General features: G+C 73.7%; 15 protein-coding genes. 6 read left to right on the plus strand and 9 right to left on the minus strand.

Features of this window, described 5'->3' with window-relative positions:
* The first annotated feature begins 17 nt into the window (after positions 1-17).
* Genes VFG42_RS04815 through VFG42_RS04835 form a run of 5 tightly spaced genes read left to right on the plus strand, consistent with a single transcriptional unit; the run spans position 18 to position 5,215 of the window.
* A complete protein-coding gene (locus VFG42_RS04815; RefSeq protein ID WP_324905818.1) occupies positions 18-1,793 on the plus strand; it encodes a thiamine pyrophosphate-binding protein in 1,776 nt (591 codons plus the stop codon).
* Positions 1,790-2,599, plus strand: a complete 810-nt coding sequence (locus VFG42_RS04820; protein WP_324905820.1) for a class I SAM-dependent methyltransferase — start codon at positions 1,790-1,792, stop codon at positions 2,597-2,599. Before VFG42_RS04815 ends, VFG42_RS04820 begins: the two co-directional genes overlap by 4 nt.
* Entirely contained in the window at positions 2,596-3,108 is a 513-nt protein-coding gene (locus VFG42_RS04825; protein WP_324905822.1) for a VOC family protein, read from the plus strand. The genes VFG42_RS04820 and VFG42_RS04825 overlap by 4 nt, the downstream gene beginning before the upstream one ends.
* Entirely contained in the window at positions 3,105-4,541 is a 1,437-nt protein-coding gene (locus tag VFG42_RS04830) for an FAD-binding protein (RefSeq protein ID WP_324905824.1), read from the plus strand. Before VFG42_RS04825 ends, VFG42_RS04830 begins: the two co-directional genes overlap by 4 nt.
* Positions 4,538-5,215, plus strand: a complete 678-nt coding sequence (locus tag VFG42_RS04835; RefSeq protein WP_324905826.1) for an SDR family oxidoreductase — start codon at positions 4,538-4,540, stop codon at positions 5,213-5,215. Before VFG42_RS04830 ends, VFG42_RS04835 begins: the two co-directional genes overlap by 4 nt.
* On the opposite strand, the gene VFG42_RS04840 is transcribed toward VFG42_RS04835, so the two are convergent.
* The 8 genes from VFG42_RS04840 to VFG42_RS04875 form a co-directional block, all read right to left on the minus strand.
* Positions 5,202-6,575 carry an FAD-binding oxidoreductase gene (locus VFG42_RS04840; protein ID WP_324905828.1) on the minus strand — a complete coding sequence of 458 codons (1,374 nt, stop codon included), beginning with the start codon at positions 6,573-6,575 and terminating at the stop codon, positions 5,202-5,204. The two genes, VFG42_RS04835 and VFG42_RS04840, sit on opposite strands and share 14 nt — an antisense overlap.
* Positions 6,572-7,324: an SDR family oxidoreductase gene (locus VFG42_RS04845; protein ID WP_324905830.1), complete on the minus strand. Its 753-nt coding sequence runs from the start codon at positions 7,322-7,324 to the stop codon at positions 6,572-6,574. Before VFG42_RS04845 ends, VFG42_RS04840 begins: the two co-directional genes overlap by 4 nt.
* Positions 7,321-7,737 (minus strand): VOC family protein, encoded by a 417-nt coding sequence (locus VFG42_RS04850; RefSeq protein WP_324905832.1) that lies wholly within the window; start codon positions 7,735-7,737, stop codon positions 7,321-7,323. The genes VFG42_RS04845 and VFG42_RS04850 overlap by 4 nt, the downstream gene beginning before the upstream one ends.
* Positions 7,734-9,779 carry an ABC transporter permease gene (locus tag VFG42_RS04855; RefSeq protein ID WP_324905834.1) on the minus strand — a complete coding sequence of 682 codons (2,046 nt, stop codon included), beginning with the start codon at positions 9,777-9,779 and terminating at the stop codon, positions 7,734-7,736. The genes VFG42_RS04850 and VFG42_RS04855 overlap by 4 nt, the downstream gene beginning before the upstream one ends.
* 4 nt (positions 9,780-9,783) lie before the next feature.
* Entirely contained in the window at positions 9,784-11,052 is a 1,269-nt protein-coding gene (locus VFG42_RS04860; RefSeq protein ID WP_324905836.1) for an ABC transporter substrate-binding protein, read from the minus strand.
* A gap of 74 nt (positions 11,053-11,126) precedes the next feature.
* Positions 11,127-11,855, minus strand: coding sequence for an ABC transporter ATP-binding protein (locus VFG42_RS04865; RefSeq protein WP_324905838.1), 729 nt, complete (start codon positions 11,853-11,855; stop codon positions 11,127-11,129).
* On the minus strand, positions 11,848-12,615 hold the full coding sequence (locus tag VFG42_RS04870; RefSeq protein WP_324905841.1) for an ABC transporter ATP-binding protein: 768 nt from the start codon (positions 12,613-12,615) through the stop codon (positions 11,848-11,850). Before VFG42_RS04870 ends, VFG42_RS04865 begins: the two co-directional genes overlap by 8 nt.
* A 140-nt stretch (positions 12,616-12,755) precedes the next feature.
* On the minus strand, positions 12,756-14,237 hold the full coding sequence (locus tag VFG42_RS04875) for a carboxylesterase family protein (RefSeq protein WP_324905844.1): 1,482 nt from the start codon (positions 14,235-14,237) through the stop codon (positions 12,756-12,758).
* Positions 14,238-14,375: 138 nt separating this feature from the next.
* Here VFG42_RS04875 and VFG42_RS04880 point away from each other — a divergent pair, with 138 nt between their 5' ends.
* On the plus strand, positions 14,376-15,152 hold the full coding sequence (locus VFG42_RS04880) for a GntR family transcriptional regulator (protein ID WP_324905846.1): 777 nt from the start codon (positions 14,376-14,378) through the stop codon (positions 15,150-15,152).
* A gap of 278 nt (positions 15,153-15,430) precedes the next feature.
* Here VFG42_RS04880 and VFG42_RS04885 read toward each other — a convergent pair whose 3' ends face one another.
* The gene (locus VFG42_RS04885) at positions 15,431-16,303 is read right to left on the minus strand and encodes a fumarylacetoacetate hydrolase family protein (RefSeq protein ID WP_324905848.1); all 873 of its coding nucleotides are present in this window, start codon (positions 16,301-16,303) and stop codon (positions 15,431-15,433) included.
* Between the last annotated feature and the right edge of the window lie 124 nt (positions 16,304-16,427).

Consider the following 16,427-nt stretch of genomic DNA (forward strand, 5'->3'; position numbering starts at 1 on the left):
GCATACAGTCCGTCCTAGTGCATCCAACTCTGGAATCCGTCGCGGGATCGCCGACGGTCCGCCTCGGGATCGGCGCGGCGCTGACCCGGCTGCTGGTCGCCGCCGGCGTGCGCGAGGTCTTCGGGATCCCCGCGGGCAAGCTCGCGCCGTGGCTGCGGTCGGTCGGCGAGGAGCCGTCGCTGCGCCACGTCGGCGTCCGCCACGAGGCCGCCGCGTCGTGGATGGCCGCGGCGATCCACGCGTCGACCGGCCGGGTCGCGGTCGCCTACTCCGAGAGCGGGCCGGGCTCGCACAACCTCGTCAGCGGCCTCGGCTCCGCGTACGCGGACAACCTCGCCGTGCTGGTCGTCACCTCCGGCGTTCCGACGCACGTCGCCTACCCGTTCGACGGGCTGGTGATGGAGACCGACAACACCAAGCTGTTCGCCGCCTCCACGAAGTGGGGCGCGGTCGTGCGCGACCCGGCGCGGCTGCCCGCGCTCGTGCACCGCGCGCTGCGCGAGGCGCTCGCCGGACGGCCCGGCCCGGTGCACCTGGAGATCCCGGCCGATGTGCTCACGATGGAGGCCGAGTACGCGGTCGCCGAGTTGGATGCACCGCTGGATCATGTGCTCCCCGCGCCGCCTGCATCCGACGTCGGCGCGATCGCCCGCGCCGCCGATCTGCTCGCGGGCGCGCGGCGCCCGCTGGTGATCGCGGGCGGTGGCGTCGCCCGCGCGCAGGCCGAGGACGAGGTCCGGGCGCTGGGCCTGCCCACGACCGCCACGCAGATGGGCCTCGGCGTCGTCTCGACCGAGGACCCGCGCTTCTTCGGCCACGGCGGCTTGATCGGCGGCGACGCCGTGCTGCGCGCCGTGCGCGAGGCCGACGTCGTGCTCGCGGTCGGGTGTCGGCTGTCGTCCTGGTGGTGGGAGGGCAGCGCGCCGCCGATCGCCGGGGCTCTCATCCACGTCGACGTCGACCCGCAGGCGATCGGCCGCCTCGTCACGCCGGAGGTCGGGATCGTCGCCGACGCGCGCGGCGCGCTGCGCGACCTCGTCGCGGCGCTCGCCGGCCGATCCGCCGCCGACCCGGCGTGGCTCGACGGCCTGGTCGCCGAGCACCGCGCCGCGCGCGCGGCGTACCTCGAGGCGGCGGCCGCCGGCGGCGGCGCGCGAGACGGCGACGCCATGCGAAACGACGGCACCGACGGCGACGGTGACCGGCTCGCCGGCGCCGCGCCGCTCCACCCCGCCACGCTGGCCGACGCGATCGGCCGCGCGTTGCCCGACGACGCGCTGGTCGTCTACGACGGCGCGCACACGTCGTTCTTCTCCAACGACCTCACGCCCGCGACCGCGCCGCGTACGCGCTTCCACGAGCCGGGGATGGGCCACCTCGGCTTCGGCCTCCCCTACGCCAACGCGCTGGCGCTCGCCCACCCGGGTCGGCCGGTCATCAACATCACCGGCGACGGCGCGTTCGGCTTCACGCTGACCGAGCTGGACACCGCGCGCCGCCACGGGCTGCCGACGGTCACGATCATCCACAACAACTCGGCGTGGGGCGTCATCCGCCTCGGCCAGGAGCGCGGCGGCTTCGAGCTCGGCACCGACCTGGAGGGCACCGACCACGTCGCGATCGCCCGCGCGTTCGGCTGCCACGCCGAGCGGATCGAGCGCGCCGACGAGGTCGCGCCCGCGCTGCGGCGCGCGCTGGCCTCCGGCCGGCCCGCCGTCATCGACGTCCCGACCCGTCTCGTCCCCCACCCCGGCCTGCCGCGCTTCGGCGCGGCGGGATCGAGGACATCATGAACGCCACGGCCGCCGCCACCGCCGCCGCCACGCAGGCCGCCCTCTGGGGCCGCCGTCCCGCCGACTGGGCCCGCCTGGCCGAGCCCCAGAACGTCCCGCTCTTCTCCGCCGTCCTGGACGCGCTGGACGTCGGGCGCGGCACGCGCCTGGTCGACCTCGGCTGCGGCTCCGGGCTGGCCGCCCGGATGGCCGCCGAGCGCGGCGCGACGGTCGCCGGGATCGACGCGACGCCCGAGCTGCTGGAGATCGCCCGCGAGCGCGTGCCCGACGGCGCCTTCCACGTGGCCGCGCTGGAGGAGACGCCGTTGCACGACGGCGCGTTCGACGCCGCCACCGGCTTCAACGCCTTCCAGTTCGCCGCCGACCCGGTCGCCGCCGTGCGCGAGGCCGCGCGGATCGTCCGCGGCGACGGCGGACTGGTCGCCGCGTCGGCGTTCGCCGAGCCCGAGCGCTGCGAGTCCACCGCCCTGCACCTCGCGATGAAGGCGGCGGTCGGCGCGCGCGACGACGGCTACGCGCCCTACGCGCTGTCCGGACCGGAAGGCCTACAACAGCTGCTCGCCGACGCCGGCCTGGAGCCCGTGGCCTCCGGCGAGGTCTCGCTGGCCTGGGCTCACGGGTCGGTGCAGGACACCATCTTGTCCGTGCTCTGCTCGGCGGGCGGCGCTCGCGCGATGGAGGCCGTCGGCGAGGCCGCGGTCCGCGCGGCGCTGGAGCCCGCGATCGCGCCGTTCGCCCGGCCCGACGGCAGCGTCTCCATGGACAACGTGTTCCGCTACGCCATCGGGAGGGTCACGGTCGCATGAGCGACATCCATCACATCGGCTACGTCGTCGAGGGCGACCTGCGCGACGCGCTGCCCGGGTTCATCATGGCCTTGGACACCGGCCCGTTCTTCCTCATCGAGCACCTGCGGTTCGACGAGACGACCTACCGCGGCGCGCCCGCCGAGTACGACCACTCCTCGGCCTTCGCGGCGACCGCGAGCGGGATGCTCGTCGAGGTCAGCCAGGTGCATTCGGCCTCGCCGCCGGAGCTGCGGGACCTGCTCGGTCGACCGGGCTTCGGCCACGTCGGATGGCTGGCCGACGACCTCGAGGACGAGACCGCGCGCCTGCGCGCCCGCGGCCTGGAGCCGTTCCACACCGGGCGCACCGGCCCGGCCGACGCGGTCTGGTTCGACGCGCGCGCGACGCTCGGCCACCACGTCGAGGTCCTGCGGTCGGCGCCGCCGTTGTTGGGGTTCTACGAGAGCGTCCGCGCGGCCGGTGCCGAGTGGGACGGCGTCACCGACCCGATCCGCACGCGCGGATGACCGACGTCCTGGTCGTCGGGTACGGCCCCGCGGGTGCGGCCGCCGCGATCGCCGCGCACGACGCGGGCGCCGAAGTGCTGGTGGTCGAGAAGACCGCGGCGGGCGGCGGCAACGCCCGGTACTCCGGCGGCTTCCTCTTCGACGCGCCCGACCCCGACGCCGCCGAGCACGTCGACGCGCTCTGCTTCGGACGCACGCCGCGCGACGTGATCGACGCCTACGTCAACGGCCTGCACGACCTGCAGCCGTGGCTGACCGCGCTGGGCGGGACGATCGAGGCGTTCGGGCCGGACGGAGTCGGGTTCGGCGGGCGCTTCCCCGCCTCGTTCCCGTCGTGGCCGTCGTTCCCGGCGGGCAAGTCCATCAGGTACGCCGTCGTCGGCGGCGGCGAGGGTCGCCGCGGCGAGGCGCTGTGGCGCCTGCTCGACGCGGCGGTCCGCGAGCGCGGGATCCGCGTGGAGCACGAGACGCGCGCGGTCGCGCTGCTCCACGGGAGCGACACGCCCGCGCCGAGCGACCCACCCGCGCCCGGCGACACGCCCGCCCCTCCCGCGGTCACCGGCGCGATCGTCGAGCGCGACGGCGAGCGACGGCGGATCGCCGCGCCCGGCGGCGTCATCCTCGCCTGCGGCGGCTTCGAGGGCGACCCGGGCCTGGCCGACGCGCACCTCCCGCTCGGCCCCACGACGCCGGTCGGCCACGCCGCCAACACCGGCGACGGCCTGCGGATGGCGCAGGACGCCGGCGCCGCGCTGTGGCACATGTACGGGTTCTTCGGGTGGTTCGCCTTCCACGCGCCCGGCTTCGCCGCGCCGTTCGCCATCGACTTCTACGCGCCGGGCCACATCCTCGTCGACGCCGACGGCCGCCGCTTCGCCGACGAGACCGGCTTCGAGGTCCACGACCGCCTGCGGTCGCTGTCGACCTACCTCCCGCACCACGCCAACCGCCCGCGCCTGCCGACGTGGGCGATCTTCGACGACGCCACGCGCCGCGCAGGCCCGCTCAACGGCCTGCTCGGCACGCCCAACGACCACGTCTGGTCGGCCGACAACCAGGCCGAGATCGACGCCGGGTGGATCGTCGACGCGCGCGACGCCGGCCTCCCCCACCTCGCCCAGACGATCGAGACCTACAACTCCTACGCGCGCGCGGGCTCCGACCCCGACTTCCACCGCGACCCCGAGACGCTCACGCCGCTGGAAGACAAGCTGTACGCCATCCCGACCTGGCCCGGCGTCGCCGGCACGACCGGCGGCCCGCGCCACGACGCGCGCGCCCGCGTCCTCGACCACGACGGCGCGCCGATCCCCGGCCTCTACGCCGCGGGCGCGGTCTCGCTGATCTGGGGCCACCTGATCGACCACGGCGGCGGGCTGACCGACGCCATGGTCTTCGGCCGGATCGCGGGCGAGCAGGCGGCGGCGCGATGAGCGGCGCGCCCGGGCGGACCGCGGTCGTCACCGGCGGCGCGGGCGCGATCGGCGCGGCGATCGCCGACGCGCTGCGCGCCGGCGGGCACGAGGTGGTGGTGTTGGACCGCGGCGAGGTCGACCTCGCCGACGCCGACGCCGTCCGCCGCGCCGCGGCCGCCATCCCGCGCTGCGACGTGCTCGTCCACGCCGCCGCCGCGTTCGACCGCTTCACGCTCGCCGGCCTCGACCTCGACGCGCTGCGCCGCGTGCTCGCCGTCAACGTCGAGGCCGGCCTGCTGCTCGCCCACGCGTTCGCGCCCGGCATGGCGCGGCGCGGCTTCGGCCGGATCGTCTTCGTCGTCTCCGACACCTTCTACGGACCGCCCGCGCCCGACCTGCTGCCCTACGTCGCCTCCAAGGCCGCGCTGATCGGGATCACGCGCACGCTCGCGCACGAGCTGGGCCCGGCCGGGATCGCCGTGACCGCCGTCGCGCCCGGCCTCACCGACACGCCCGCCGCGCGCGAGGGGATGCCGTCAGCCGCCTTCGACGCCGTCCGCGCACGGCAGGCGCTCCCGCGCACGCTCACGCCCGACGACGTCGCCCAGACCGTCGCGTTCCTGGCCACCGACGGCGCCGCCGCGCTGACGGGTCAGACGCTCGTGCCCGACGGCGGGCTCATGCCGCGTTGAGCGGCACGCCCTCGGCGACCAAGTACCCGCAGATGCGGCCGTCCGGGTCGCGCGCGGCCCGGATCGCCTCCAGGCGCGCGTAGTTGTCATCCGTCATGAAGCGGTCGCAGCGCCGCGTGAAGTCCGTGTCGCCGAGGTAGACGCCGCGGCCGCCGTCGCCCGCGGCCGACAACGCGGCGGTGCGCTCGTGCACCCAGGACCGATGACGCTCGTCGTCGTCCGGATCGGTGTAGATCACGTACGTCGCGCAGTAGACGTTGGCCTCGATCGAGAACGCCATGTCGGGCAGCGCGCGCGTCGGCGCCCAGCCGTACCAGATCGAGAACGAGTGCTCGGTCGGCAGCCCGCCCCACAGCTCGCGCAGCGCGGGCGCCAACTCCTCCGCGGTCGCGTCGGTCCACGTGCAGTCGACCGCGTAGCGATGGTCCTCGGGGTTCTGGATCGCCTGCGCCGCGTTCTCCTCGGCGATCGTCGTGAGGCCCCGGACGTGTCCCAGGGCGTGGCCGGCCAGCCCTGCCGGCGGCGTCAAGGGCTTCAACAACTCGTCGGCCAGCGCCTCGCTGTCGCACATCGCGGTCGTGTGCAACAACAACACCGGGCCGTCCGGCCGGACCGCCCACTCGTACAGCGGCACGCCGGGCAGCCGCGTCGCGGCGACGACCGGCTCGACGATCACGTCCAGCCGCGGCAGCGCGTCGTGCAACCACGACAACAGCTCCTCGAGGTCGTCCAGCGCGAACGTCCAGGTGTCCTGCACCATCGCGCGCGGGCGCTCATAGGTCTTGAGGTGGAAGCGCACCACGACGCCCGGGAAGCCTGGGCCCGACCCGCGCGCCGCCCAGTACAGGTCGGCGTTCCGCTCGGCGTCGCAGCGCACCAGCTCGCCCGCCGCGGTCACGACGTCGACCGCCACCACGTTCTCGCAGCCCCAGCCCCAGCGCCGCGAGTTCCAGCCCTGGCCGCCCTGCAGCAGGAAGCCGCCGATCCCGACGCTCTCGCAGTGCCCGCCGGGGAACATCCGGCCGTGGCGCTCCAGGAACGGGTCGAGGTCCATCCCGCCGCGCACCGCCGGGCTCGCCGTGGCGATCTCCGTGACCGGGTCGTAGGTGATGTCCTTCATCGACCCGAGGTCGATCAGCAGCGCGTCGTCGCGGACCGACCACACCGCCCACGAGTGGCCGCCGGAGCGGACCGCGACCTGCCATCCCTCCTCGCGCGCGAGCCGGACGCCCGCGACCACGTCGTCGACCGACTCCGCGAGCAGCACCGCCGCCGGATGTCGCTCCGGCCGCCGCGCGTTGAAGACGCGCCCGACGCGCGCCTCCTCGTAGCCCTCGTCGCCCCGCCGATGCAGCCTCACACGATCACCGATTGCCCGCCGTCGACCACGATGTCGATGGCATTGAGATACGCGGCGTCGTCCGACGCCAGGAACAACGCGACCTTGGCCACGTCCTCGGGTTGCCCGAGGCGCTTGAGCGGGTGCGCGGCCTCCATCCCGTGCATGGGATGCGACGGGTCGTCCAGGAACGCCTGGATCTGCGGCGTCACGGTCAGCCCGGGCGAGACCGAGTTGGCGCGGACGCCGTGCCTGGCGCCCGACGCCGCGAGATGGCGCGTGAGCGCGAGCACCCCGCCCTTGGCCGCGCCGTGGGCGGCCTGCTCGGTGAACGTCGCGCCGCGCCAGGCGGAGACCGACGCCGTGTTGACGACCAGCCCGCGCGCCGCGACCAGATGCGGCCAGGCCGCGCGCGTCACCGTGAAGATGAGGTCCAGCTCGTTGTGCAGGGTGAAGCGCCAGTCGTCCCAGGTGACGTCCTCGAACGGGCCCACGCGCGGCGCCGACGCGTTGTTGTACAGGACGTCGATGCCGCCCAGGACGCCGACCGCGTCGGCCACCCAGCGCGCCGCGCCGTCCGGGTCGGCGAGGTCGACCGGCGCGAAGGCCGTGATCCCGGCCTTCTCCGCGACCGCCCGCGCGCGCTCGGCGTCGAGGTCGCACCCGACGACGCGCGCGCCCTCGGCCGCGAACAGCCGCGCGGCCGCCGCCCCCTGCCCGCCCGCGGTCCCGGTGATCAGGACGCGCTTGCCCTCCAGGCGTCCGCTCACGCCGGCCGTCCGACCAACTCGATCAGGTTGCCTTCGGGATCCGCGACGAACGCGAAGCGGATCCCGGGCTCCGGCGACGGCCGCGGCGAGACGCGCTCGACCGCGCCCGCCCGCACCGCGCCCGCGTACACGTCGTCCAACCGGGTCGCCGGCACCGTCAGCGCGAAGTGCCCGTAGCCGCGGAAGGCGATGGTCTCGATCGGCGTCCGCCCGCGCTGCGCGCCGCCGTCGGCGCCCGGCCGCGAGAACAGCTCCAGCCGCGCGCCCTCGGGGTGCTTGAGCATGACCCCGCGGATCCCGTCCACGCCCAGCTCGAACGGGAACTCCGCGACGAAGCCGAAGGCGCGCGCGTAGAAGGCGGCCGCGCCGTCGAGGTCCTCGACGGTCAGCCCCGCGTGGTCCAGCGCGATCACGACTTCACCGCGGCGCGCGCGGGCGGCGTCGATGTCGCCGCCGGCGCGGCGGGCGGCGACGCCGCGCCGTTCCCACGCCCGGGATGGCGGGTGTTCCACTTCCCGTCGATCCAGTGCCACAGCTTGACCAGCGGGGGCGGCGGCGTCGCCGCGATCCCGTCGGGCTGCTTGATCGCCGTCAGCGTCAGCGCGACGCCCGCGACCAACAGCTGGTACTTGCCTACGCCGAAGGCCTTGTCCATCGCCGAGACGAACAGGCCGGTCGAGGACAGCATCACGCCCGCGACGACCGCGCCCGCGATCCGCCCGACGCCCGCGACGTAGGTCACGGCCAACAGCGACAGCGAGGCGAACGTCGCGAACGACGGCGAGGACACCGTCTGCTGCTGGTAGGCCAGCAGCCCGCCGCCCAGGCCCGCGATGAACGCCGACAGCCCGAAGGCCATCAGCTTGGTCCGCGCGACGTCGATGCCGATCGCCGCCGCCGCGCGCTCGTTGGAGCGCACCGCGATGAACATGCGCCCGGCCGAGCCGTTGCGCAGCCGCGCGACGAGCACGCCGACCGCGCAGACGATCGCCAGCGCGACGACGCCGAAGATCACGCGCGGGTAGGCGTCGCCGCTCGCGATCCCGACGTTCAGGCCGAACAGCTTCGGCGTCGGGACGTCGCGGCCCGCCAGGCCGCCGCTGTAGCTGTCGCTGTTGAAGACCAGCGCGTCGAGCGCGAACGCCGCGGCGAGCGTCACCACCGCGAGGTTCACGCCGCGCAGGCGCAGCGCGGGCAGGCCGATCAGCAGCCCGAGCGGCACCGCGACCAGCGCGGAGACCAGCAACGTGATGATGAACGGCGTGCTCGGCCCGAAGAGGTGCGTGACCTCGAACGCGCCGATGCCCGCGAACGACATCTGCGCCAGCGACACCTGGCCGACGTAGCCGGTCAGCACGACCAAGGACATGGCCATGCACGTCGTGCAGATCGACGCGGTCAGCGCGACGCGCAGCGACCCGTTGAGCAGGATCAGCGCGACCGTGCCGACGACGAAGCACATGACCGCCGTCGGCACCGGCCGCGTCGGCCGACCCAAGGACGGGTTCTTCAGCTCGGAGACCGTGCCGCGCGCGCCGACGCCGCGCGAGAACAGCGTCATCGCCAGCACGATCAGCAGGAACGGCAGCGCCTGCGGCAAGCCCTCCTGCGGCAGCCACGAGGCGACCGAGATCAACTTGGTGATCTCGCTCTGCAGCATGCCGAGCACCAGGCCGGCGCCCGCGGCGACCGCGAAGGACTGGAAGCGCGCCAGCAGCGCGCAGCCCAGCGCCGGCACGATGAACAAGGTGTAGGACGTGGGATCGACCGTCGAGACCGGCGCGATCAGGATGCCCGCGATGCCGGCGAGCACGGTCGCGATGATCCAGTTGCCCGCGGCGATCCGATCCGCGTTGAGGCCGACGAGCGCGGCGCCCTGCTCGTTCTCGGCGGACGCGCGCGTGGCCAGGCCGAAGCGCGTGAAGCGGTAGGTGGCGGCCAGCGCGGCGGCCAGGACGATGACGATGCCCGCGAACCAGAGGCGGTCGACCGGCACCGTGATGTCGCCGATCTTGAAGGGCCTGTCGGGCAGGATCGCCGGGGTCGACTGGGCGGTCGTGCCGAAGTTGAGGACGGCGATCGCCTGCAGCGCGAGCATCGTGCCGACCGAGGCGCACACGCGCGTGAGCGCGGTCGCCGTGCGCAGCGGGCGGTAGATCAACACGTACAGGATCGCGCCGAAGATCGCGGCGTAGACGAGCGAGACGGCGATCGCGGGCCACGTGCCCATCGCGCCGCCGAGGTCGATCGCGTGCGGGAGCCACAGCCACGGGAGCTGCAGCGTGCCGGTCTGGCGCAGCCCCAGGTAGACGTAGGCGATGAACATCGCGACGGCGCCGTGACCGAAGTCCACGACGCCGCCGCTGCGGTGCTTGAGCACCAGGCCCAGGGCCAGCATGCCGTAGACGGCACCCGACCCCAGGCCCAGCAGGAGGAACAGGATGTAGGAGGACACTGCCCTAGCTCTTGGGCTTGTACAGGGCGGCGCCCGTGACCCACTGGCCGTCCACGGTCGTCACCTTGCCGCCCTTGATCTGCTTGATCAACTGGTAGGCGTTGCAGACCGCCGTGTTGCCGGCCAGCTGCTTGCCGTCGCAGGTGTAGGGGTGGGCAAGGAAGTTGTCATGGGACTTGCCGTCCTTGAACGCCGCGAGGATGTTCTTCTCGTTGAGGTCCGAGACGCCGTTCAGCGCGGCCTGGACGTTCATCACCGAGCTGAAGCCGGCCTGCGCGATCGAGTCCAGCGCGATGTCGCTGCCGCCGTACTTGTTGATCGCCGCCATCATCAGGTTCGCGCCGGGCGTGCCGCTGTCCAGCGACTCGAACGGCTGGGCGAAGTACAGGCCCTCGGCCGAGCTGCCCGCCGCCTTCAGCGCCTGCGGCGAGGTGCACGGGTCGATGCCCATGAGCTTGCCCGAGTAGCCGACGGCCTTCAGGGCCTTCAGCACGGCCGGGCACGCGTTGGGCGTGTTGACGTAGACGGCGTCCGGCGAGCTGGAGATCGCCGCGGCGGCCGCCGAGGAGAGATCCGCCGCGCTCGGCGCGACCGGGATCGCCTTGACCTCGGAGCCGGCCGCCTTGAAGGCCGGGACGATCACGCCCAGGCCGGTGGCCTTGCCCTGCGAGTCGTCGGTGTAGATGACCGACGCCTTCTTGACGCCGAGCTTCTCGGTCGCGTACTGGACCATCGCGGCGTTGTCGCCGACCGACACGGAGTAGAACTGCACCGCGTTGGGGGCGTTGGACTCGACCGGCGTGAACGGGATGCCGCCCATGTAGGCCAGGTGCTTGCGCTCCCACACGGGGAACGCGCCGGGCGCGCCGGTGTCGGCGCCGCCGAGGATCGCCGTCGGATGGTCGTCGGCGATCTGGTTGGCGCAGCGGCCGGACGTGGCGGGCTGGCCGTCGGTGGCGCACGTCACGAGCTTGACCGGACGACCGCCGATGCCGCCCTCGTACTCGTTGATGTACTTGACCGCGAGCTGCGCGGCCTGGCGGTACTCGGGGAACGTGACCGGCCCGGACTCGAGGTTCAGGAGGCCGAGCGTGATCGGCTTCCCGGTGGCCTTGTCCGGCGTGCCGAGGACGTCGGCGCTGGGCGCCGCGGCCTGCGTGGACGCCGTGGTCGACGCGGCGGCGGCCGTCGTCTTGGCCGAGGCGGTGTCCGATGACGAGTTGTTGCTGCTTCCACAGCCTGTGGCGGCGACCGCCGTCAGCGAGAGCGCCACGAGCGCTCCCGACCATCTACGACCCGACATGTACCTCTTCTCCTCTGTGCGTGCTGAACGTGCGTGCTTGCGTGCTAGGCAACTGCCACCTCGCCGAGGTAGCTGGACTTCAAGAGATCGGGGCGCTCGCGCAGTTGCCGCGCGGTCCCCTCCAGGACCAGGCGCCCGTGGTTCAGGACGTAGGCCCGGTCGGCGACCTTCAGCGCGCTGGCCACGTGCTGCTCGACGAACAGGACGCCCGCGCCGAGGTCGGCGGCGACGCGGCGCAGGATCGGCAGCAGCCGCTCCACGATGACCGGCGCGAGCCCGAGGCTCATCTCGTCGACGAGCAGCAGGCGCGGACGGCTGACCAGCGCGCGCCCGACCGCGAGCATCTGCTGCTCGCCGCCCGACAGCACGCCGGCCTTGCGGTCCAGGCACTTCTCCAGCTCCGGGAGCATGTCCATCAACTCGGCCCGGGCCGGCTTCTGGCGGCCCTCGGCGAGCTTCAGGTGCTCCCGGACGGTCAGGTTGAAGAACAACGAGCGCCCCTCGGGCACGAGCGCGACGCCCTCGCGCGCCAGCCGGTGCGCGGGGCGGCCGGCGATCGGCTCGCCGTCGACGGAGATCGCGCCGTCGATCGGCGGCTGCAGGCCGGCGACGGTGTTCAAGGTGGTGGTCTTGCCGGCGCCGTTGGGGCCGAGCAGCGCGACGACCTCGCCGGGCGCGACGGTCAGGTGCAGGTCGCGGACGACCGGGATGCCGTCGTAGCCCGCGGCCAGCGCGTCGAGCCGGAGCCGGTGCGCGATGTCCGCGTCAGGCATGCGCCGGCTCCTCGGTGCCGAGGTAGGCGGCCAGGACGGCGGGGTCGCGGCGGATCCGCTCGGGCGTGTCGTGCGCGATCAGCTTGCCGAAGTCCAAGACGTAGATGTCGTCGCAGATGCCGAGGACGAGGCCCATGTCGTGGTCGACGAGCAGGACGCTGACGCCCTCGCCCGGCATCGCCTTGAGGCGGCGGCCGAGCTCCAACGACTCCTCGGTGTCGAGGCCCGCGGCGGGCTCGTCGAGCAGGACCAGGCGCGGGCGGCGGGCCAGCGCGCGGGCGACGCCGACGAGCTTGCGGCGGCCGTGGGAGATCTCGGTCGGCCGCGCGGCGGCGATGTCCTCCAGGCCGCAGACGTGCAGCGCCCAGGCGACGTCGTCGCGCCGGGCGCGGGCGCGCGCGGCGGGCAGGAAGACGTCGCGCAGCGCGCGGGTGACGCCGACGTCGTCGGCGGCGACCTGCAGGTTCTCCTCGACCGTGAGGTCGTCGAACAGCTCGACGGACTGGAAGGTGCGGATCATCCCGCGGCGCGCGCGCAGGTGCGGGCGCATCCTGGTGATGTCCGTCCCGTCGAAGGAGACGTCGCCGGCCGACGGCAGGTGGTAGCCGGTGAGGCCGTCGATCATGGAGGTCTTGCCGGCGCCGTTGGGCCCGATCAGCCCGACGACCTTCGCCTCGGGCACTTCGAGGTCCACGTCGTTGACGGCGACGACGCCACCGTAGGTGACGCGCAGGCCGCGGACCCGCAGCAGCGGGGTCATGCGAGGGCTCCTGAGCGGAGGGGCGCGACGGGGTTCGCGGGACAGCGGGTGACCATGTCTCTCCTCTCGCGGTGTGTGTCGGGGGACACACTGCGCCGCGGGAGCCAGAACGTACACGAACCGCCAAAGTGTGTCCAGCCTTAGTTTGCGGACACAGTTTCCCGCGCCGCGCCGAAGACCGCGACGTCCTCGGTCGACCAGCCCGGGGCCTCGCCACGAGCGAACGCGCCGCAGGCCGACATGTAGGCGTCGGACGCCGCGGCGGCCGCGGGCGTGTCGCCCGCCAGGCGCGTCCCGGGACCGCCGTCGCCGTAGGTGCCGAACAGCAGCGGGACGTCGACCGAGTGCATCGCGCCAAGGTCGGGATCCGGGCCCGGATGGTCGATCCGGAAGCGGTGCACGACGCCGCCCGCCGCCGCGCGCGCCCGCGCCCAAGCCGTGGCGGGCCGCACGACCATCGCCTCGCCGGCGATGCGGACGAGGAGCGAGTTGGTGTCGATGGGGCCGGCGGCGCCGTCGTGGGGCTCGCCGGAGCCGGGGCCGGTCGCGGACGCTCGCTCGCGGGCGATCCCCTCACGAGCGATCTCCTCGCGGGCGCGCGCGATCTCGGCGTCGGCGTCGGCGACGTGCGGCAGGCGGGCGACCATCGCGCGCAGGCCGTCGGCGTCGGGCTCGGGCCGGCGGCCGGCGGCGCGGAAGAAGAACGCGCCCTCCTGGGCGGTGGTGCCGACCATCACGGGGACGTCGAGCCGCGCGCGGGCCGCGTCGTCGGGCCCGAGCGGGAGCGACGAGCGGTCGAGCATCGGCAGCGCGCCGCCGCGCGTGCCCACCCAGGCCGGGTCGGTGAGCAGGTCTTCGGCCAAGGCCACCAAGTCGCTCGTGGGCAGGCGCCGCAGCGCCGCGACGTCGAAGGGGCCCTCGCCGCCGGCGCGCGCCGACAGCGCCTCGGCCCAGCGGGTGCCCAGCGCGGGGTCGTGCGCGGCGTCGTGCAGCGGCGGCGAGGTGAGGATCGCGCGCGCGAACGGCGCCTCGTCGGCCGACACCGCGAGGTGGTCGATCCCGCTCAGCGCGCCCGCCGACTGGCCGGCGAGCGTGACGCGGTCCGGGTCGCCGCCGAACGCGGCGACGTGCTCGGCCACCCAGCGCAGCGCCAGGCGCTGGTCCAGCAGCCCCCAGTTGCCGCCGCCGAGCGCCGGGTGGTGCAGGAAGCCGAGCGAGCCGAGCCGGTAGTTGATGGTGATGACGATGAGCCGCTCGCGCGCGGCCAGACGCGCGCCGTCGTAGAGCAACGCGCTCCCCCACCCCACGCCGAAGCCGCCGCCGTGGATCCACACCAGGACGGGCAGGCCGTCGGCGTCGCGGGGCCGCCAGACGTTGAGGCTCAGGCACTGCTCGTCGGCGGCCGGCGGCTCGCCGTGGGTGAAGACGCCGATCGGCCGGCGCGGCTGCGGCGCGATCGGGCCGGGCCGGTCGGCGTCGCGGACGCCGTGGAAGGCGACCGCGCGCGGCGGCGCGAACCGCCGCACCTGTCCGTACGGAACGCCGAGGAACGCGTCGCCGTGCGCGGTCTCGATCCCGCGGACGGCGCCGTCGCCGAGGGACACCACCGGACGGACACCCATGCGCGCGAGCGTACAGCTTTGGCAAGTGCATGCAGGATCGTCCAGTGTCCGTCGCGGACATCTGGCAGAGTGTGCGCATGGCGAACCTTGAAATTGGATGTAGAGTGAGCTTGTGCATCCACTGAGCATCGCCAGCGCATGAGCGACACCGCCCCCGCACGACAGAGCGTCGAGCACGTTCACCGGGTCATCCGCGAGTCGATCCTCGACGGGTCGCTGGAGCCCGGCGAGACGATGTCGCAGGTCGCGCTCGCCGACGAGCTCGGCGTCAGCCGGACCCCGCTGCGCGAGGCACTGCGCATGCTGCAGGGCGAAGGCCTGATCCTGTCCGAGCCCAACCGCCGCGTCCGCGTCGCGCCGCTGTCGCTGGCCGACGTCGAGGAGCTGTACGCGATCCGCATCCCGCTGGAGGTCACCGCGCTGCGGCTGTCGCTGCCGCGGATGACGCCGGAGGACATCGCCGACCTCGAGGGCTCGATGGCCGCGATGGCGCACTTCGCCGAGGCCGACGACTACGCGCGCTGGTACGTGCCCCACCAGGCCTTCCACCGCGGGCTGACCCAGCGCGCGGGCGCCCGCTTCGACGCGCTGCTGCAGCAGCTCTTCGACCACGCCGAGCGCTACCGCCGCATGCACTTCGGCCGGCGGTTCTCCGCGCAGTCGACGACCGACCATCGCGAGATCCTCAACGCCGTCAAGGGCGGCGACGCCGATCGCGCCAGCGCCCTGCTCGGCGTCCACCTCGCCCGCACGGTCTTCGGGATCATCGAGGTCGTCGACCCCGACTACGAGCCCGCCGCCCTCGACCAGGTCCTCGCCGACCTCTCGCACACGACCGGCTTCACCCCCGCGATCGACCGCAAGCCCAGCGGCAAGAAGAAGGCGGCCGGGCGGCGGAAGTCGGCGGCGGCCTGAGGCGCCGGGCGCCGGCGCCCGGCTCCCGGCGACATGCCGTTGGCACCCGACTCGCCCGTATGGCGGGTCAGGTGCCGCGTGGACGCGGGCCGTGCCCGTGGATACGCGCGCATGCGCCGTGATCGCCGCGGCGCGCGGTGCAGCGCGGCGAGACGCGGCGCGGCGCGGCGCGACTGCAGTGCGGCGCGACTGCAGTGCGGCGCGACACGGCGCAGCTGCGGCGCGACACGGCGCAGCTGCAACGCGGCCGCCGTGGCGCGCGGCGCGGCACCGCGCGGCTACGCCGCCGCGCCGGTGGCCGAGGCCTGGGCCTCGGGGCGCTGGTCCCAGCCGATGACCGGGTTGCGGAGGGTGCCGACCTTCTCGATCTCGGCCTCGACGACGTCGCCGGGCTTGAGGTAGTTGGCGAACGGGTCGTCGGAGAAGCCGGCGACGCCGGAGACGGTGCCGGTGGAGATGATGTCGCCGGGGTTGTAGCCCATTGGCGAGTAGTGCGACAGGATCTCGGCGACCGTCACGGACATGTTGCCGGTGTGCGACTTCTGACGCTCGGTGCCGTTGACGCGCAGCGACATGTTCAGGTCAGCCGGGTCGCCGACCTCGTCGGGCGTGACGATCCAGGGGCCCAGGGGGCAGAACGTGTCGATGGACTTGCTCAGGCAGAAGACGCCGGACTTCATCTCCTCGCGCTGGATGTCGCGCGCGGTGATGTCGTTGAACACCACGTAGCCCGCGATGTAGTCCTCCGCCTCCTCGGGCGAGAAGAACTTGCCCTTCTTGCCGATGACGACCGCCAGCTCCAGCTCGTAGTCCAGCTCCTTGGTCAGCGGCTCCGGGTAGACGATCGGGTCGTCGGGGCCGATGATCGCGTCGACGTTCTGGAAGAACACGATCCACGGCAGCACCGGGTGCGACCAGTTGACGTTCTTGGACTCCTCGTGATGCTCGCGGAAGTTGCCGGCGGTGTGGAAGAACTTCTTGGGGATGATCGGCGCGCGCAGGCGGACGTCGGCCAGCGGGACCTCGAGCCCGGTGGGCTCGACCTGACCCTCCAGCTCGAAGTAGCGCCGCATGTCCGGCACGTCGAGCTCCACCACCAGGTCGCCGACGACCTTCCCGACGCGGCCGTCGTCGAACGTCACCAACTTCATCAGGTTCGCCTTTCAGGCAGGGAAACAGACCGCGATCAGTCTACACAGATCGTCGATCTGTATGCAATTGCATCTTCGGACACATGCTGAGAGGTTGCTGACCAGGCCGTCGATTGCCCTTGCC

This window comes from Baekduia sp., from assembly GCF_035685985.1.
Taxonomy (GTDB): Bacteria; Actinomycetota; Thermoleophilia; order Solirubrobacterales; family Solirubrobacteraceae; genus Baekduia.